This is a genomic window from Sphingobacterium sp. UBA865 (assembly GCF_002295765.1).
Lineage (GTDB): Bacteria > Bacteroidota > Bacteroidia > Sphingobacteriales > Sphingobacteriaceae > Sphingobacterium > Sphingobacterium multivorum.
Window position 1 is genome coordinate 52,519 of sequence record NZ_DBGB01000006.1, and the last position, 19,105, is coordinate 71,623.

Annotated in this window: 19 protein-coding genes and 1 riboswitch; of the genes, 8 read left to right on the forward strand and 11 right to left on the reverse strand. The window is 41.6% G+C overall.

The genetic code is table 11. The features are described 5' to 3' along the window. Positions 1-74: 74 nt before the first annotated feature. From B2O97_RS02350 to B2O97_RS02360, 3 genes are all read right to left on the reverse strand, one after another. Complete coding sequence (locus tag B2O97_RS02350; RefSeq protein WP_286766868.1) at positions 75-776, reverse strand: peroxiredoxin-like family protein; 702 nt, start codon at positions 774-776, stop codon at positions 75-77. Positions 777-936: 160 nt separating this feature from the next. Beyond that, positions 937-2,235: a spondin domain-containing protein gene (locus B2O97_RS02355; RefSeq protein ID WP_286766869.1), complete on the reverse strand. Its 1,299-nt coding sequence runs from the start codon at positions 2,233-2,235 to the stop codon at positions 937-939. A gap of 102 nt (positions 2,236-2,337) precedes the next feature. Further along, positions 2,338-2,901 carry a dihydrofolate reductase family protein gene (locus tag B2O97_RS02360; RefSeq protein ID WP_046672970.1) on the reverse strand — a complete coding sequence of 188 codons (564 nt, stop codon included), beginning with the start codon at positions 2,899-2,901 and terminating at the stop codon, positions 2,338-2,340. Positions 2,902-3,191: 290 nt separating this feature from the next. On the opposite strand from B2O97_RS02360, the gene B2O97_RS02365 reads away from it, so the two are divergent. Next, positions 3,192-4,301: a serine hydrolase domain-containing protein gene (locus tag B2O97_RS02365; RefSeq protein WP_286766870.1), complete on the forward strand. Its 1,110-nt coding sequence runs from the start codon at positions 3,192-3,194 to the stop codon at positions 4,299-4,301. Between the two features lie 77 nt (positions 4,302-4,378). Here the strand turns inward: B2O97_RS02365 and B2O97_RS02370 are convergent, their stop codons facing one another. From B2O97_RS02370 to B2O97_RS02400, 7 genes are all read right to left on the reverse strand, one after another. Continuing rightward, a complete protein-coding gene (locus B2O97_RS02370; RefSeq protein ID WP_112376248.1) occupies positions 4,379-5,149 on the reverse strand; it encodes a tryptophan-rich sensory protein in 771 nt (256 codons plus the stop codon). A 53-nt stretch (positions 5,150-5,202) separates the two neighbouring features. Next, positions 5,203-5,670 carry an SRPBCC family protein gene (locus B2O97_RS02375; protein ID WP_070570553.1) on the reverse strand — a complete coding sequence of 156 codons (468 nt, stop codon included), beginning with the start codon at positions 5,668-5,670 and terminating at the stop codon, positions 5,203-5,205. A 174-nt stretch (positions 5,671-5,844) separates the two neighbouring features. Continuing rightward, the gene (locus B2O97_RS02380; RefSeq protein WP_070570550.1) at positions 5,845-6,483 is read right to left on the reverse strand and encodes a hypothetical protein; all 639 of its coding nucleotides are present in this window, start codon (positions 6,481-6,483) and stop codon (positions 5,845-5,847) included. A gap of 202 nt (positions 6,484-6,685) precedes the next feature. Then, positions 6,686-7,540 (reverse strand): GNAT family N-acetyltransferase, encoded by an 855-nt coding sequence (locus B2O97_RS02385; protein WP_286766871.1) that lies wholly within the window; start codon positions 7,538-7,540, stop codon positions 6,686-6,688. Between the two features lie 333 nt (positions 7,541-7,873). Continuing rightward, on the reverse strand, positions 7,874-8,044 hold the full coding sequence (locus B2O97_RS02390) for a hypothetical protein (RefSeq protein WP_286766872.1): 171 nt from the start codon (positions 8,042-8,044) through the stop codon (positions 7,874-7,876). 109 nt (positions 8,045-8,153) lie between these two features. Continuing rightward, positions 8,154-8,756, reverse strand: a complete 603-nt coding sequence (locus tag B2O97_RS02395) for a GrpB family protein (RefSeq protein ID WP_286766873.1) — start codon at positions 8,754-8,756, stop codon at positions 8,154-8,156. 140 nt (positions 8,757-8,896) lie between these two features. Further along, positions 8,897-9,787 carry a DMT family transporter gene (locus B2O97_RS02400; RefSeq protein WP_286726792.1) on the reverse strand — a complete coding sequence of 297 codons (891 nt, stop codon included), beginning with the start codon at positions 9,785-9,787 and terminating at the stop codon, positions 8,897-8,899. A 112-nt stretch (positions 9,788-9,899) separates the two neighbouring features. Here B2O97_RS02400 and B2O97_RS02405 point away from each other — a divergent pair, with 112 nt between their 5' ends. Continuing rightward, positions 9,900-11,312, forward strand: a complete 1,413-nt coding sequence (locus tag B2O97_RS02405) for a PLP-dependent aminotransferase family protein (RefSeq protein ID WP_286766874.1) — start codon at positions 9,900-9,902, stop codon at positions 11,310-11,312. A gap of 65 nt (positions 11,313-11,377) precedes the next feature. On the opposite strand, the gene B2O97_RS02410 is transcribed toward B2O97_RS02405, so the two are convergent. Further along, positions 11,378-14,014 carry an alpha-L-rhamnosidase gene (locus B2O97_RS02410; RefSeq protein ID WP_286766875.1) on the reverse strand — a complete coding sequence of 879 codons (2,637 nt, stop codon included), beginning with the start codon at positions 14,012-14,014 and terminating at the stop codon, positions 11,378-11,380. Between the two features lie 159 nt (positions 14,015-14,173). Continuing rightward, positions 14,174-14,269: riboswitch (TPP riboswitch) on the forward strand. A 60-nt stretch (positions 14,270-14,329) separates the two neighbouring features. On the opposite strand from B2O97_RS02410, the gene thiS reads away from it, so the two are divergent. The 6 genes from thiS to B2O97_RS02440 all read left to right on the forward strand — a co-directional run. Next, positions 14,330-14,536 (forward strand): sulfur carrier protein ThiS, encoded by a 207-nt coding sequence (thiS, locus tag B2O97_RS02415; RefSeq protein WP_286753927.1) that lies wholly within the window; start codon positions 14,330-14,332, stop codon positions 14,534-14,536. Positions 14,537-14,582: 46 nt separating this feature from the next. Beyond that, positions 14,583-16,397 carry a phosphomethylpyrimidine synthase ThiC gene (gene thiC, locus B2O97_RS02420; RefSeq protein ID WP_286766876.1) on the forward strand — a complete coding sequence of 605 codons (1,815 nt, stop codon included), beginning with the start codon at positions 14,583-14,585 and terminating at the stop codon, positions 16,395-16,397. After that, positions 16,394-17,011 carry a thiamine phosphate synthase gene (locus B2O97_RS02425; RefSeq protein ID WP_112376242.1) on the forward strand — a complete coding sequence of 206 codons (618 nt, stop codon included), beginning with the start codon at positions 16,394-16,396 and terminating at the stop codon, positions 17,009-17,011. Before thiC ends, B2O97_RS02425 begins: the two co-directional genes overlap by 4 nt. After that, complete coding sequence (gene thiE, locus B2O97_RS02430) at positions 16,957-17,589, forward strand: thiamine phosphate synthase (protein ID WP_286766877.1); 633 nt, start codon at positions 16,957-16,959, stop codon at positions 17,587-17,589. The genes B2O97_RS02425 and thiE overlap by 55 nt, the downstream gene beginning before the upstream one ends. Then, positions 17,586-18,356: a thiazole synthase gene (locus B2O97_RS02435; RefSeq protein ID WP_286766878.1), complete on the forward strand. Its 771-nt coding sequence runs from the start codon at positions 17,586-17,588 to the stop codon at positions 18,354-18,356. The genes thiE and B2O97_RS02435 overlap by 4 nt, the downstream gene beginning before the upstream one ends. A 9-nt stretch (positions 18,357-18,365) precedes the next feature. Next, the coding region (locus tag B2O97_RS02440; RefSeq protein ID WP_286766879.1) for a radical SAM protein at positions 18,366-19,105 on the forward strand (740 nt) is incomplete at its 3' end.

Genomic DNA, 19,105 nt, shown 5'->3' on the forward strand with positions numbered 1-19,105 from the left:
CGTTTACTTACAGCATTTCAATTCGCTTAAATTTAATCATTTTCTTAAGAGTCTACGACCCAAAAACTAGAAATTTAAAGGTCTTCTTTAATGCTGCTTGCAGCTGCAAGCAGCAGATTGGAGGACAATCTCTGTTTAAAATTGGGATTGATAAATTCGAAGTGTATGGTTCCCATTTGATCGACTATAAAAACCGATGGCACTGGGAGCAATAACTCGCTGTCCTTACCTCCAGTTGTTTTCGGAAGCATCTCCCAATAGTCTTTTGGAGCTTTATATGCAATCCCCATTTGTTTCGACAGCGCAAGATCTGAATCCGATAAAAGTGTATAGCTTAATTTTTCTTTTGCTGCAGCTTCCATTAGTCCTTCAGATTCGTCTGTGCTTATGGCAATCAACTGATACCCCATTTCTTCCAATCCTGAAAAGGCCTCTTGTAAGCCCGAAAGTTGTCTGATACAATAAGGACACCAGCCACCGCGGTAGAAAACCAAAATGGTCGGTTTTTGGGAAATCGCCCTATTGAGATCAAATCGTTTACCGGAAACGTCAAACAATACGGCCATCGGTATTTTTTCTCCACACAATAGCGGGCTGATGTCTTCCGGATTTTGCGGAATATGATAAGGGGATTGCTTCATTTCGATTTTATGTATCACGCCGTCAGCTTTACTCATGCGAGAAGGCTCTTGCGCATTGGCTATGCCTGCGATGCACGTCGTGAATAACAGCAACGCAATAAACGCAGCTAATTTTGTTTTTATATAATTTTTCATTTTACAACACATTTACTACTTATTAAACTGAATCTATACTTTTTCCCATGGAAACTCAATCGATACTTTAGCCCCGCATGTAATAGGTTGCTGATTGTCCTGTCTCCAGTAAGGACAATAATATCCATGAGATTTTCGCCCGTATAACCGGACTCAAAAATTAGTTGATTGTTACTTTAATCATGCTGGAAATTGATGGCAGTGTGGTGAACCCATTTGGATTAGGCACTTCTATAACAGGTTTACGTTCTGTCGCAGGAGTGCCGCCTAATCCTGCTTGCCCATTGCCGGCTCCGGGAAACTGATTAATCGCTGTCCCATTGTCAAACAATCCGATTGAATAGGATACATCTCCTTTTACTGTTGCATCAATTCCATTATCTTTTGTGGCGAAGAACCAATCGTTGGAAAGCCCGTACATGCTTGCAATGGCAATTCGGTCTCCACTTGCTACACTTAACTGCTGCGAAACGCTACTTCCCGCCTGCGCTCCGATTTTAGGAAGTAATACAGTTGAGCTAGCCGCCGGAAGGATATAAACAGCTTTTACACCTGCGAGTGTTTTAAGATAAGTCGCCAGGCCTGATGCATCACCTTTTTGCGCTAAATCCTTCAGTCCTTTTCCACGGTCATTTTCACCGGTTTTATATATCGGGTTTTCGATGTCTTTATACAACACCACCAAAACCGGAGATAATGGTGTAAAAATACCTGTTTGTGTATTGATATAATTTCCTAAAACGCTATTGTCTCCCATTTCCGCAATATTTGTCATCCCATTTGCACTTGGTTTTCCTGCCTCAAATAATGGATTAGAATTTATCAGCTTGCCTCCTGCGATATATGAAATCGCCCAAACTCCGGGACTGAAGGGAGTCGGATTGCTCGTACCGCCAGAGGTATTCGTGATTATAAGTGTAAAATTGGAATTCCCTTCATAATGAAGTGTTGCCTTCATTAAAGTAGAAGCTGCAGCATAAGTATTGCCCTGTGCATCGGTTCCATTTACTTCGCTAATAGCTTTTGGAGCAGTTTCTGTGGTTCCCGGGTGCATTACAGCTGCGCCTGGTTTCTGATTGATACGAGTACCATTATCCCATAATTTGATCTGTACCGAAACATCGCCCTCAACCGGAGTTCCATTGTCCTGATACAGCTTTATGCCAGGATTTTCTGGAGCAAAAAACAAATCATTCGACCAACCATACATCGTTGCAAAGCTAAGCGCTTGTCCTTTGGCTGCAGAAAACTTAATTGAAATTGCTTCACCAGGCATAATCACTGGCGAAGCACCATTGTTTTTAAAACGACCAGACTCGACCAATGGTTTCGAATCCAATACATTTTCTATCGTGATGGTCGTCTCCGACATCGATGGCATAGCATCATTTCTTTTGCAAGCGGTAATTAGCGAGGGGAGTGCTGCTATAGCCCACAAAATTGAATGTTTATATTTCATAATGAATTCTTTTTAAATTACATTACAAATGTAAATTTCATCAGAGGAGCTGCAGGTATCTGGATTTCCCGCTGTGTTGCCGATATTTCCCGATGGAATAGTTTATAGGGAAGTAGGTGTTGGACTGTATTGATAGTACAAGAGGACTGATCCGCCAGAAAAAGGCTTTGTTTTTAATAATTTAAAAACTTTTCTATCGATTATATTTTCAAAAAGTGAAAGCCCCTGTCCTACAACAACTGGATAAATGCACAGCTGAAATTCGTCGATCAAATTGAGATTCAACAACTGTACAATTAAACTTCGACTCCCAACCAAAATATCCCTACCGGATTGCTGTTTCAATTTCAATAATTCATCTTTAAGTATACCATCGGCCAATTTTGCACTTGCCCAGTCTATATTTTTCAGGCTATTTGAAAAAACAACTTTTGGAATTTTATCGATAGCCAATGCAAAGTCATCCATTGATTTTTCACCTGAGGGACTTTTTACAAAAGGCCGCCAATATTCCATAAGCTGATAAGTAATCCTACCATACAAAATGACATCAGCGTTATTTAATAGATGCGTATAATGAAGATGTATTTCCTCATCGGGAATGCCTGCTGTATGATCACAAAACCCGTCAAGGGTCATATTGAATGCTGCAATTACTTTTCTCATATCCTTACGATAAGCTTCTTTTACACCATAAATCTAACATTTTATATATTGAAAAGACTTTGCATACGACAAGAAATAAAACTGATGTGCTATTTTACATTTTTCACCATCAAGATTATTATTTTAATTCTTATTTTCACAAGCGCAACAGGAAGCAAAATCCGTTAATCCTACTGTAGGATCAATGCTTTCGCAGGTGCAGTGGCGTCTGTTAGTGAAGTAGTAAAGAAATATACTTAGCAATGCTCAGACAGTTTCTGGATCTGAGATACACGTTTAGAAAAGCACATATGAAAAAAATCGTGTTATTAAATACCATGTTTATTCCATTAATCGGATGGGCTCAATTACAGCCAGTTTTTAAGCATAAAATAGATTCTATTTATGATAAAAATAAGGATGCAATCGGGATTATTGTTCATGTAGAAGCACCGAAACACAATATTTCCTGGAGTTATGCAAGAGGAGTAGCAGATACCAGCACGAACCAAGCGCTGGAAGACCAACAGCCTGTTTTGATTGCTAGCAACACAAAACCTTATGTTGCTGCAGCAATGCTAAGATTGGTAGAAAAAGGTGAATTTTCTATTGATCAACCGATTGCCAATTTATTATCAAAAAAAACACGTCACCTATTTGAAAGCGATGGCTATAATCTAGCGGGAATTACTATAAAGAACTTGCTGTCACATACTTCGGGAATTCAAGATTATGTAGATGAAGCTTATTTTGAATTCGTCAATCAGCATCCTAAATATAAATGGAAAAAAGACGAGCAGATCAAAAGATCCATCGATATCGGGAGCCCACAGCCTGTCGGGGAAAAGTTTAGTTACGCTGATATTAATTATTTGCTCCTCACCGAGATTATTGAGCAAAAAACGCATCTGCCATTTTATACAGCTATTCGAAATTTACTGAAATACAAAGAATTAAATCTTACAAAGACATGGTTTATAAACTTAGAGCATTATCCTGAAAGCACCTTGCCACTCGCCCATCAATACGCTAACAAATACAACTGGGACTCTTATGCTATTGATCCTTCCTGGGATCTGTACGGAGGCGGCGGAATCGCAGCAACAGCCAAAGAGACTTCCCTGTTTTTCCAATATCTATTTAACGGGAAAATCATTCAGGATAAAAAGCTTCTAGAAGCGATGCATACCTATGTTCTTTCGTCGGATAAATCTAAATATTGTTTGGGAATTTATCATTTTGACATGGGATTCAACGCCTACTATCATGGGGTTTGGTGGGGAACAGATGTGATCTATTCGTCGGAGTCTGATGCGACTATCACTGTCTTTACATTGCAAAAAGGATTTCAGCACGTCATCAATCCATTTATCGGAAAAGAATTTCAAAAGCTATTGATTGCAAAATCAGCAATAAAATAATAGTTGGTTTCGCTGCATTACTATGGAAAGCTTAAAATTCGATTGCCAACAGAATCATGCACTTTATTAGGCAAGGACTAGAAAGGCTGTCGCTTACGATATTGAATAAAGTACACAATTACATTTAGCAAAACAATAATGGCTGCCATTATAGCCGCTGCATATACAGTGCTATTAACTAATTTATTAGCAGCTGCAATGGCTATTAAAGCCCATACGGCGACAAGTCCAAATACCGGCAAATGACGTTGCCAGATCATCAATAAGTGAAGAATTAATGCAATTGAAAACATGATAATAGCCCACATGGTAGCTGATAATCCAAAACCTCCCCAGCCTATCTTCGTCAGATAGGCTGCAATATTGGCAATCAAAGCGACAGAAATCCACCCTGCATAAAGTTGAAAAGGGATCTTAAGAAATATACGCTTGCTGCGTGCAGCATGAAACGCAATAGTTTGTGTATAGTAAATTATCTTTAATAGCGACACAAAAAGTAAGACCATCAATAAAATAGTTAAAAAGGTATAGTCATACAACCAGGTAATGACCCATAAACTATTTGCTAGACAAGAAATCAAGAACCACCATCCGACTTTTAAAACTACTTTATCTTTTTCATTTGTCTGTCTGACAAAAGGACCAAAATAAATTACAAATCCAAACAACCCCAAATAAATGAGACCCCATATGGAAAAGGCATATCCCGCAGGTGTAAATAGATTTTGATATTTAGCAGAAATTGTTGCCATGGTCTCCCCATTAAAAATCCCCGTATTGGATAGGTAATTAATGATCACAGTGATGACCAAAGCAACTCCATTGCTTATTTGATAAAATTTCTTCATTGTAGACTACTTCTTTCTTTTCGGTCACGTGAACTGCAATAGATTCGTTACCACTAATTCTGAGTTTGATTAAATAATTTTTCTAAAACCTGATGACGGTAATCGAAGATTCGCTCCAACTTCCTTTTAACAAAAATTCCATGCGCAATTGTGCCTAGAATCCCCAAAGGCAATTCATAGTCAACCCTGTCTTTCATGAGTACCCCATTTTCGTTTGGAATAAATTCATGAAAATGATTCCAATAGGCATAAGGTCCCTTTAGTTGGAAATCAGTAAAACTTTTATTCTTTTCCACCTGCGTTATTTTGGTCTTCCACTTCAGCGGAAACCGAAGAATCGGAGATACCAAATAATCGATGATCATTCCTTCAAAAATTTCTTGTTGATCACAGTCTGAGGTGACTACAAAACCCATATCTTTTGGAGTAATTTCTGAAAGATTCATAGGTGACGAAAAAAATGCCCATGCGGTATCCATATCGCAGGTCAATTGCTGTTCTCTATATAATTTGTACCTCATCTGATTTGAGCTAACTTTATTGCTTGCCAATATAACAATATTAATGCAATTTAGTTTATTATTACACCATAAAACACCTTTACGAGGTACTGAATCGGTGTTATAAAGAATATTTTTACACAAATACATTATTTAAATTGAAGCTAGCTTTTAAAGCATACTTTTTATCAATGGCTATTTAGCAGCAATATCCTTTTCCAATGCTTTTACGAGCGCCTTTGTATAACTTTTAGAAAAATCTGCTAAGCTGGAAGGGTTGATCGTTTCAGACTGTACACTCCAAAGCAGTTGTTCGGAGCTAACATCATATAGATTGCTTTCCAGATAGTACATTTTATCCGTCGTGTAATAACCAGGATCGTATGCAATGGGGTACCAATGGGAGTAATAGCTCCAAAAATTACCATACCAACCAAATCTCGGATAAGGCATATAAGGCCCATTTCCCGGTACATATCGGGTCTCGCTGGCTTTGTCGATCAGGGTAACAGTGAAAATGGCATCTGCATTCAAACTGTGTACTGCTTTCATCACTAAATCTTTGTTTTGACTTTCATCTTTGGTAAACGTCCGTTTAAAAACGTCGCTGCTTTTAATAGCCTTGTAGCCATGCATGGAAGCTGCTTCTGCCAAATTGGATTCAATGACCTCCTTTGCTTTAGCGTGGTTTGTCATTGCAATAATGAATATTGTTTGATATTGTTTGGGAGTAAGGTCTCTATTTTTATAGATATCTGTTATCCTTGTTGAAGTGCTACAAGCCAACAACAATAAGCTTGAGACAATTGCGATTAAAAATGACTTCGATTTCATATGTTTTAAAAATTAGTGTCGTTTAAATTGTTGAAGAGCGTCTTTTCCGAGGGATGGTAAAATTACACCAGTAAATAGAATTATAATGGACAGTTTAATAGCACATCCTATCTAACCTTTTGTTAAACAACACTTTTACAACAACATTTGTTTTCACAATTATTGATCGTAAATGAAATACTTTAATTTTTAATTGATATTATCAGAAAATCATCTTGACCATTTCAATCTGGTTGATTGTGTTGACCAGGCCTTGTCTTTGTAGAAATAGTTGCAAGTTTTTGGCTTTTTCATCAACGTTAGTAATTTGTACCTTTGCGCTGGACACAAACACTTTCAGCTCGGATAAAAGCTGTGTTGCAATACCTTTCCGCCTATGCTGCTGTGCTACCGCAATTTGGTAGATCCGTCTATTGGACGAATTGAACAAGATATATCCCACCAAATCGGAGCCAATAAATGCCCCCAACCCTTTAAGCTGAATTAATTCACTACGCTCACTTCTATTTTGCCAGCTGGGTTCAACATCCCAAAAAGACTGCAAAATATCCCAAGAAAAGTCATGGATAGACTGTATACGGATAGGCTGTGTTCTGCCAGATAAAGCACCCATCTTTACATGAAGTTCTCCTCCAAAGCACAGTAATCTACGGCCTTTAACAAAACCATTTTTTTCATATACCCGAACAGCACGTCGATTACTTTCTATCACTTCCAATAGTAATTTTTTCACGCGATACTCTCTGAAGGATGGCTGCATAAATCTGTACATTTCACCGACTAATCCGCTGTTCCGATAGGCGGGCAAAACACCTGTACCAGCATTGTAGATCACTTTACTACCCTCAATTTCTCGCATGCCATGCATAATAAAAGCTACCAGTTGTATTCCGTCAAAAACACCAACTGACAAGTCCATTAAAATATCCTCGCCTCTGATCTTCGACTCCAATTGCAATGCGTCTAACTGAAATGGTACAATATAGTCGGCAAAAGCTCCATTAATTGCCTTTAATAAGTCAGCACTATCTCCCGCTTTCAATTTCCGTATCTCCATCCCTTATTTTTTATGGACTATTAAATTTACTGATGCCTGAACAAAGAGCTCTCATGCTATCCTTTCCTAAATTTTTTTATTCGGACAAAATCTGATTTCTGTGATGCTTCAAATGCACCACATAGTCAAGCATTAAAAATTCGAGGCTATGGTCATTACAAGTCCTTTGAATCAATTTGTTCGCAATTACCTGCTTAAACAAAAACAACAATTGTTCGTTTACCGATCGCCATAGATTGCATAATTTCTCGGTCTCAGCATGTTGGTAACCTGCAGATGCACAATAGGCTACCTGATCATAGTATATTTTTGGATTTTCTTCAAATTGAGCTCTTATAAACCGTTGGTAATTAACAAAGCGCTATCGACTAGATGACCCAGAATCTCTTTTTTGCTCCATTTATCTGGTCCTAATTTGCGATTAAAATCGTCATCATTTATTACCAAAATTTGCGAAGAAAACTTCTGAATAATATGCTCAAATTCTTCCAATAATGTATTCATACCTAAATCTAGCTAGTATAACCTTAATTTCTTACCAATTTAATCCGATGCATCCACGCTGCTTTATCCAAGGTTCTCATTGTAATACGATTCTATTGTTCCGCAACCTTTATTGTACCATTCCACTATTGTACCATTCCACAGCTTTTGCTTCATGCTCTTTCAAAAATTCATCTTTCGCATCATTATAATCGTTACCATCTTTCCATTGCTGCAGTACCAATTTTTCTTTGAGTGCCTGATAGCGATCTCTTACATTGTCGTGCGCACGCAGGTAATCGCGAAAGGCTATATGGCGCAACCAGTGTTTTGATTGCAAGGGTATGCTATGGATATGTGCTACTCGTAACGAATGGTCATGCAATCGTGCTGGAATTTCATCGCCAGGTGCGATGTGCTCTGGTAATCCTAATACTTCAGGACGATCAATCAGGGCGATAAAAAAACGTCTGTAAGGCATATCCGCATTGTATTTTTCATAATATACATAGCACTTGTCCCGCAACAGGAGCGGAATTCGATCAAGATCGTTTTCTTCCTCTAAACCGATCAATATATCAATGATTGGTTTGGCAGACAATCCCTCAACGGCCGTACTGCCTATGTGATCAACCCTCGACCTTATTGGTTTCAACAACGTAAAAAGTTCATGTTGAATACTGTCAAAATTCGCTTTCCATATCGGATTATAAGGTTCAAACGGTAAAATCATACGCTGTTGTCTTTGCCAATACAAGATAAATACACATCATTCGATCAAATACGCCTCGAATGATACCCTAAAAGTTAAAGTTAATAAATTTATCGTTTTCCGAGAGAGCCTATAATCCAGTTCTCTTTTTTCTAATGCATTTATCGGGCAAATCTCTTCGTTCCAACGACACAAAGAATAACAGCAACTGTTACGGCCAGCATGCCAACACCGACTTGTTCATGAAGAAGCCCGGCGGCTAAAGCCAGACCGAAAAAAGGCTGTAGTAACTGTAACTGCCCAATGGTCGCCGTGCCACCTTGGGCGAGTCCTTTATACCAAAAAACAAAGCCAATAAACATACTGAACATCGACACATAGGCTAAACTGGCCCAGGCCCCGATAGGCACAGTGTCAAAAGACGATGGAAGGTAGACAAAGGTAAGTGGCAACATCAACGGCAGCGACAAAACCAAGGCCCAGGAAATGACCTGCCAGCCCCCTAGCGTCTTGGTCAATTTTGCACCTTCAGCATAGCCCAAACCACAGAGAATGACCGATAAAATCATTAAAACATCGCCTAAAGGTGAGGCTGTTAGTCCTTGTGCCAGCGCATAGCCGATCACCAGTAGACTCCCTAAAGCAGAGAACAGCCAAAAAATTGGCTTCGGACGCTCGCCACCGCGTATAATACCAAATACGGCTGTCGATACGGGCAAAATACCGATAAAAACGATGGAATGCGCGGACGTGATGTGCTGCAGAGCCAAAGCGCTCAGTAAGGGAAATCCAACGACACATCCTATTGCCACGATGCATAGCGACCCCAATTGCTTTCTTTCTGGACGTTTTTCCTTAAAAACCATCAATGTTATCAGTGCCAATATGCCTGCAATGGAAGCCCTTGCTAGTGTAACGAATACAGGATCAAACGCTAAAACGGCCATGCGTGTTGCCGGCAACGAACCACTAAATAATACCACACCAATAAAACCATTTAACCAACCGCTTGTTGTATTTTCCTGTAATTTACTTATACTTAATTGCGCCATGTATCAATCTTTTACACAAAGTTCGTCCATTACAAGAATTAAGCACAGTCACAGTTTTTGATAATTCAATGGACACAGTTACCTTTAAAGACGAACACTAATCCTTATTTTGATGAAAAAAGATTATTTGTATAATGAAATAGCAGACAATATTGCCAATAAGATTAAATCTGGCGTCTTAAAAGCTGGCGAAAAACTACCTTCGGTGAGGAACCTAAGCGCTGAACACGGTATCAGTATAAATACCGCAAAAAGGGCATTTCTAGCATTGGAAGAACGTTCTCTTATACAGTCCAAGCCCCAATCCGGCTACTTCGTTAGTCCTCCAAACTATTTGCAACTTCCGTTGGCGGCAGCCAGTCAACCTATTTCAATCGCCAACAACCGAGAACCGGATCAATTGATGAATAAGGTGTATTCAACCATGGGACGTCGGGACTTAACCTTATTTTCAATCGGTGTTCCTTCCGGAAGTCTCCTACCTACCGCAAAATTAAAAAAAGAAATCGTCCTCGCTACACGGGAGCTCAGCGATGGTGGCACAGCATATGAACCCTTGCAAGGCAATATAAAATTACGTCGTATGGTGGCCGTACGTTCATTGGCCTGGGGTGGAAATCTAAATGAAGATGATGTCGTTACCACCAACGGCTGTATGAATGCTTTAGTTTTGTGTCTGATGGCCTTAACCAAACCTGGAGATACACTGGCTCTGGAAAGCCCCTGCTATCCGGGTATCCTCCAACTTGCCGTCAGTCTAGGGCTTAAGGTGCTGGAAATAGCTTCGGACCCCATCATAGGAATAGACATTGAAGCCCTCAAAAATCTATTGCCCCAAATTAAAGTCTGTTTACTGGTCCCCAATTTTAACACCCCTTTGGGTTATTGCATGCCGGATGAGCATAAGCGGGAAATTGTGGCATTGCTGTCAAAACACCAAATTCCGCTAATCGAAGATGACACCTACAGCGACCTCCATTTTGGCCCCCAACGCCCCAAATGTTGCAAATCTTTTGACCGGGATGGCAATGTCCTCTGGTGTGGATCCGTTTCAAAGACGTTGGCTCCAGGCTTCCGTGTCGGATGGGTTGCTCCTGGAAAATACAAAGAACAGATTATCAAACTAAAACTGATCCATTCCCTGTCATCTACGGCGATCATCAATGAGGCGGTTGGAAATTTTCTATTAACTGGAAAGTATGAAAACCACCTGCGTAAACTTCGTAGATCATTAACGGAAAACTACCAGCGCTACGCTGCTATCATTTCGGACCATTTTCCGGAAGGCACTAAAATTAGCCGTCCACAGGGTGGACTTGCCCTATGGGTCGAGTTTCCAAAACACATCGATACAGGCAAGCTATATAACTATGCGCTTAAACTACAGATTAGCATTTCACCGGGGCGGATTTTCACCTTGCAGGATCAATTTCACCATTGCATGCGTCTCTGTATTGGTTTGCCCTGGAGCAATGAACTCGCTTTAAAATTAAAACAGCTGGGCAAACTCGCGACAGCACTCTAATACATAACATGATAAGAGCATAATCCAACAGTCGGGGCAACGAAACGACAGGTCGGAGCCTATGATTACTTGAGTTCCAGCTCCAGCCTGTGTTTACCCGCCTCCAATTGGACGACATTGCTGCTGCTAACATTATCCGGTGGATAAAATGTCGCCGTGGCATTTGCGGGTATTTGGATATTATAAACAATCTTTTTATCCTTTAACTTCCATTCGGAAACAATTTTACCGTAGGGTGAATCATAAGAAATAGAAGATTCTTTCAGTTCCTGGGGAAAGATGGGTTTTAAAAGCACATGTTTAAATCCAGGTTGTTTAGGATCTGGCAGAATCCCGCCGATAGATTTAAAAAACCAACCACCGATTTCGCCAAACATCATGTGGTTGTCTGAAATATCACGGGTTGCTTTTAAATCCCAGTTCTCCAACAATGTTGTTGCGCCATTTACAATCCACCATCCCCAAGACGGATAAGTATCTTGTACCGCAACCTTATAGGCTGTCGTTGCATAACCGTTATCTTTTAACGCATTCAATAATGCTTTTGCACCCAATACTCCTACATCTAAGTGAAAGTTGGTCTCTTCCACTTTCTTATTCAGGTTGGCTGCAACCCGGGCTTTCATTTCGTCAGGTACCACACCCCAATAGAGTGGAACACTCAGTTCAGTCTGTGTTCCATTGCTATAAATACCCTTGGAAGCATCTAAAAATTTAGCGTTGATGGCCGTCTTAATTTTTCTGCTCAGCAGTTCATATTTTTGTTGATCTGCTGTGTATCCAAACAATTTAGCCGTAGCAGCCAAGATGGTCGCATCCACATAAAAATAAACCGAGGAGGTCAACTCCAGATTCGACTGTGACTTCACTGGCACCCAGTCTCCACGCCCAAAAGTCGTCAACCCAGATGGGCTGATTCCGTCGACATAATCGACATAGCGTTTGATATTAAGATAGCATTCTTCTAATGCACGTGGGTCTCCATAAAACTGATAGATCTGCCAGGGAATGATGGCAATGGTACTTGTCCAATCCAAACCATTCGCTGTACCATAACCCCATCCCCCAGTTGGAATAATATCGGGTAAGACACCGTTCTCCTGTTGCTCATCACGATGATCCGCCATCCATTTTTCATAAACTGTTATCCCGTCAAAATTGTACAAAGCTGTTTCAATCGCAAGGTGCCCATCCCCTGTCCAACCGTTCTTTTCGCGCTGCGGACAGTCTGTAGGATACCCCATCAAATTGGACAGGTAGGCATTGTTGGTCGCTTCCCATAGTTTGTTGACCAACGCCGATGATGTCTTGAGCTGTCCAATAGCATGCACATCACTGTGCATAAAATAGGCGGTCACCGCCGAACTATCCAATGCAATTGCTGCACTACTGCTAATTTCGACGTAACGAAAACCCTTGTAGCCGAACTTTGCCATAAACTCATCATCCCGACCGCTTAAAGTCAATATGTCCGTCTGAAAGGGCTCCTTTTCTTTATCGCCCCGATAATAAACATCAATATTGGACAGGTCAAGACGCCCATCCGCCTGCAATCGTTCACCATGCTTGATACGTAGCATAGTACCTGCAGCTCCCTTGACTTTAACTTTTGTAATCCCAGCCATATTCTGACCCATATCGAAAACATAAGTACGTTGGTCTATCTTTGTCACTGATTTGGGCTTATAGGACTTCACGAGCCGAATCGGTACCATCTGTTGGGATACGATATGTGCAGATGGCGTATTTCTGTACTGAACAGCCTCCCAAGTTGAATCATCGTATTTCGGTTTGTCCCAGTTGGGTATTTCCAGTCTTGCATCATAATGTTCACCAGTATAAATATTATTATAGGTAATTGGTCCTGAAGTTGTTTTCCACTGCTTATCTGAAACAATAGTTTCTACTGTACCATCTGTATAAACGATTTTCAACTCTAAACAGAATGCTGGCCGTGCCCGCCATGGTGCTTTATCAAAGTTCCAAAAGGCCAGTGGTTGATGATTATACCATCCATTCCCCAAAACAACGCCAATAGCATTCTCTCCTTTTTGAAGCTGCTGGGTTACGTCCGTCACGACGTACAACGTGCGTCGGTCAAATCGAGTATACATTGGATCCAGTCGATGGTCTCCTACTCGCTGACCATTCATAGAAAGCTCATATAGCCCTGCTGTGGCAATATACGCGCGCGCAGACTTTATCGGCTTATTTATCTTAAATTCTGTTCTAAAATAAGGCGTTTCCTGCGCATGAATATCCCTATTGTCGCTAATCCATTTTCCTTTCCAAAGGTCCATTCCCATCATTCCCGTTTCGAAAGATGCTATTTCAGAATTTGTTGATACACCATCCTTATCCCATACTTTAACCTTCCAGAAGTACTTGGTCTGTGGCTTTAACTGTATACCATTATAGGGTACTAATATAGACGAGCTGAGCTGTTTGCCACTATCCCAGTTATCTTTCGTCTCCTTCAGCAGTGCCAGCGAATCTTGCCCTAGAAGGATCTGATAAGCCTGTTGTACCGCACCTTTCCGTTGATCCTCAAGTCGCCAGCTAAGTCTTGGATGAATTGCATCGATACCCAATGGATTGACCAGATGTTCACATGTCAACTGTACCGCGATGCAGTTGCTTTTAGGTTGGGCATAAGTGCTGTTCGTTATACACAACAGTATTGTCAATAAAATCCTACGCATGAAAAGATACTATTCTTGGTGGTTGTTAAATTGTTTTAGCTGATTTAAAAATCTAATATATCAAATATTTTCCACATGGTGACCTGTACTTTCCTGCACGATATACCTCAGGCAGCAAAATAAATTCTTGTAACTTTCATAAAAATAACCTTATATTAGTCGCAACTTTAGGGGTGTCTGCTCATGCAGGCTGAGATTTTACCCTTAGAACCTGATCCGGATCATACTGGCGTAGGGAAAAGTGAGCTGTCTACAAGGTGCATTGCTGCGCCTTTGTGTAGCCATTCCTAAAGTTTTACCAAAAAAAATTAAGGAATGGAACTTACAATAAACCATCAAATTCGATTTTTCGATCCCGCACTTACGTCACTAGAAGGCTTGTTACTTTTGGAATTATCTGGCAAAACCCAGGGTGTGGCTGTAGCCATCAACAACCAAGTCATCCCCAAAAAGGACTGGGCTACGACAACACTTAAACCTTATGATCAGATTATCTTAATCACTGCATCTCAAGGCGGCTAGCCTTTCAAAAAAAATCAACCGAGTAATTCACCACAATACAGAAAAAATGACAGCTGAAACAATTACGCAATCCCCCTTTCCAAATGCAAAGAAAATTTTTGTAGCCGGAAAACTATTTCCTATTCAAGTCGCTATGCGTCAAATCTCCTTGAGCCCAACCAAATTAACGAATGGACAGATCGAAATTAATCCGCCGGTAACAATCTATGATACTTCTGGGCCTTATACAGATGACACCATCCATATCGATATCCGCAAAGGACTCCCTCGCCTTCGCGAGCAGTGGATCTTGGATCGTCAGGATGTCATACAGTTGGCTGGCATCAGCTCTGAATATGGACAAAAACGACTTTCTGATCCAACGTTGGACGAACTCCGATTTGCCTATAGCCACAAACCGAAAGTAGCCTCCGCCGGCAAGAATGTCACCCAATTACATTATGCAAAGCAAGGCATCATTACCCCGGAAATGGAGTATGTTGCTATCCGAGAAAACCAACGTATTGAGCAGTTGGAAGCTAGTACCCCTGGAATGGATCATCAGCATCGGGGGCAAAACTTTGGTGCGAGAACACATAATAAAGCTATTACACCAGAATTTGTCCGTGAAGAAATCGCCGCCGGAAGAGCGATCATACCCAATAATATTAATCACCCTGAAAGTGAACCCATGATTATCGGACGCAACTTTCTTGTTAAAATCAATGCCAATATTGGCAATAGTGCCGTAAGTTCAAGCATAGAGGAAGAAGTTGAGAAAGCGGTATGGGCCTGTCGTTGGGGGGCTGATACCATCATGGATCTATCCACTGGCAAAAATATTCACGAAACCCGCGAATGGATTATCCGTAACTCGCCAGTCCCAATCGGTACAGTACCGATCTATCAGGCGCTCGAAAAAGTAAAGGGGGTGGCCGAGGATCTTACCTGGGAAATATTCAAAGATACCTTGATTGAACAGGCCGAACAGGGTGTTTCGTACTTTACCATACACGCCGGCGTATTGCTTCGTTATATCCATCTCACGGCATCCCGAGTTACTGGAATTGTCTCCAGAGGCGGCTCTATCATGGCCAAATGGTGTCTTTTTCATCACAAAGAAAATTTTCTCTATACCCATTTTGAGGAAATATGCGAAATTATGAAACAATATGATGTGGCTTTTTCACTTGGCGACGGTCTTCGCCCCGGAGCTATTGCAGATGCAAACGATGCAGCTCAATTTGCGGAGCTCGAAACCCTGGGCGAACTCACCAAAATCGCCTGGAAACATGATGTTCAGGTGATGATCGAAGGGCCAGGACATGTTCCTATGCAATTGATCAAAGAGAATATGGACAAGCAATTGGCCTGTTGTGACGAAGCGCCATTTTATACCTTAGGTCCATTAACAACAGATATTGCTCCAGGCTATGACCATATCACATCCGCCATTGGAGCGGCTATGATCGGTTGGTATGGCTGTGCAATGCTTTGCTATGTTACCCCCAAAGAACACCTGGGTCTACCAAATAAAAAAGATGTCAAAGATGGTGTAATCACCTATAAACTAGCTGCCCATGCGGCCGATTTAGCCAAAGGACACCCTGGTGCACAATATCGTGATAACTCCTTGAGTAAAGCCAGATTCGAATTCAGATGGGAAGATCAATTCAACCTTTCCCTTGATCCAGATACCGCACGGGAATATCATGACGAAACATTGCCGGCAGATGCGGCTAAAGTTGCGCACTTCTGCTCCATGTGCGGTCCCAAATTTTGCTCGATGAAAATAACGCAGGAAATCAGGGATAGTGCCGCCCAGGGGATGCTGGAAAAATCACAGGAATTCATCGCACAAGGAAAAGAGATCTATTCATGATTATTGCATTGACAGCAGCAGAAACAATCCGTTCTGAACAGGCGATTATAGCAGCGTTGTTTAAAGAAGGTCTTGATATTCTGCATTTGCGTAAGTATCATTTTACAGACTTACAAATGTCGCGATATATAGAAACTATAGCTCCTATATACCGCGACAGATTGGTTCTACACTCACATGCGCATCTATCGGCTGAGCTTGGGATTGCACGAATCCACCTGAACGATAAAAGTAGACTGCATGAATCTGCAAATCAACTGGGGCCTACAACAATCTGTTCAACATCTGTGCATGATATTGATCAATTCAATAGCCTTGATGAACGTTGGGCCTATGCTTTTTTCAGTCCATTATTTCCGAGCATCTCAAAAGTGGGGTATGGAACGCATAATGCAAGACTAGGTCAACTCCCGTCACGCGCCAACTTTGCTGTTCGTCTCATCGGTCTTGGAGGGATAAACCAAGACAACTGTCTTATTCCGATGCAGCAAGGTGCAGATGGAATTGCCTTATATGGCACTTTATGGAAACATCGGGATCCTATTCAAAATTTTATTGCATGCAAACAAAAACTATGGAAAGACTCCAATATATCTCACAAGGTAAAACTATAAGGGAACAAAAAAACAACATGCTGAAAGCGCTGGATTCGGGGGCCAAATGGATACAGATCCGATGGAAGGAAGCCGAGGAAAAAGATCTTTATGCGCTCGCCGAAGAGATCAGGCAGGCTTGTTCCGAATTTGGTGCCAGCTGTATCATCAATGACCATCCTGCGCTTGCAGCGGCTGTAGACGCTGATGGGGTGCACTTGGGACTGGACGACTGCAGTGTAGCAGCTGCCCGGCACCTATTGGGTGCAGGAAAAATAATCGGCGGTACAGCCAATAGCTTTGCCAATGTAAAGCAAAGAATAAGTGAACATTGTGACTATATCGGGCTCGGGCCATTCAACTATACCACGACAAAACAAAAACTAAGTCCCCTACTGGGGATTGCAGGATATGAAAACATCATCCAACAAGTCCGCCGAGAAGGCCTAACCCCTATTCCAATATTCGCAATTGGCGGTATAAGCCAACTTGAAGATATCCAACATCTATTAGAAATTGGCGTCTACGGTGTAGCACTCTCGGGAATCGTAACCAAGACTCCAAACATTGTTTCATCCATCAATAAAATTTTACTATGAGCAACCTACATATAGCCGATCGCGTATTTGAATCCAGATTATTTCTCGGTACGGGCAAATTCGGTAATCTCACGGAAATGAGCGATGCCATTGTGGCTTCGGCTTCCCAATTGGTCACCGTCGCCCTCAAACGAATCGACCAGACCGGCTCAGACGACAGCCTCATCAGCGCGCTCGATCTGGCGGCAATCCATTTGCTTCCCAATACTTCGGGAGCACGAACAGCTGAAGAAGCAGTACTTGCGGCTCAACTTGCTCGCGAAGCACTGGAAACAAACTGGGTGAAATTGGAAATTCATCCCGACCCACGTTATCTGCTGCCCGATCCTATTGAAACCTTACGCGCAACCGAATCACTTGCTAAATTGGGTTTCGTCGTCATGCCCTATATTCACGCAGACCCGGTACTTTGTAAACGTTTAGAAAATGCAGGCACAGCTGTCGTTATGCCTTTAGGTGCCCCTATTGGAAGCAATAAAGGGCTGCGTACCTTGGACTTTCTCGAAATTATTATTGAGGAAAGTAATGTCCCAGTGGTCGTAGACGCTGGAATCGGAGCGCCTTCCGATGCCGCTAAAGCCATGGAAATCGGAGCTGATGCGGTGCTTGTCAATACGGCAATTGCAGTCTCTAATAATCCGATACGTATGGCCGAAGCTTTCAGAGAGGCCGTTATCGCTGGACGGAAAGCTTATGAGGCCGGATTGGGAAAGATAGGCTCCCACGCAATCGCTTCGAGCCCCCTAACTTCATTTTTATTTGACTGATAATTCACTATGACAGATTTCAAAATGATACGCGATGAATACTCCTGGGATGAGGTCCATGCACAGATTTATGACGCTACCGATCAGGATGTACAACATGCGTTAGAAAAAGACCATTTAACGCTCTCTGACTTTAGAGCGCTCATCTCACCGGCTGCAGCACCATATCTGGAGCAAATGGCACAAAAAACCCAACAAATCACGCAACGTCGTTTCGGTAAAACCATACAGCTCTATGCCCCGCTTTACCTGAGCAATGAGTGCCAAAACATCTGTACATATTGCGGTTTTAGCATGGACAATAAAATCAAACGCAAAACACTGAGCAACACCGAACTATTACTGGAAGCAATGGCACTCAAAGCCATGGGAATCAATCATATCTTACTGGTCAGCGGAGAAGCCAACAAAACTGTCGAGATCACTTATTTCCTAAATGCTATTCGGCTTTTAAAACCTCATTTTTCACAGATATCCATTGAAGTACAGCCATTGGAAGAATCCGAGTACCGATTACTGCAGGCAGCCGGAGTCTATGCAATATTGGTCTATCAGGAAACCTACCATCGCGAAGTTTACAAACAATATCATCCGAAAGGAAAAAAGTCCAATTTTGATTATCGTTTGGATACGCCTGACCGTATAGGCCGGGCGGGAATCCATAAAATCGGACTGGGCGTATTACTTGGGCTGGAGGACTGGCGGGAGGACAGCTTTTTTACCGCGGCACACATCGCCTATTTACAAAA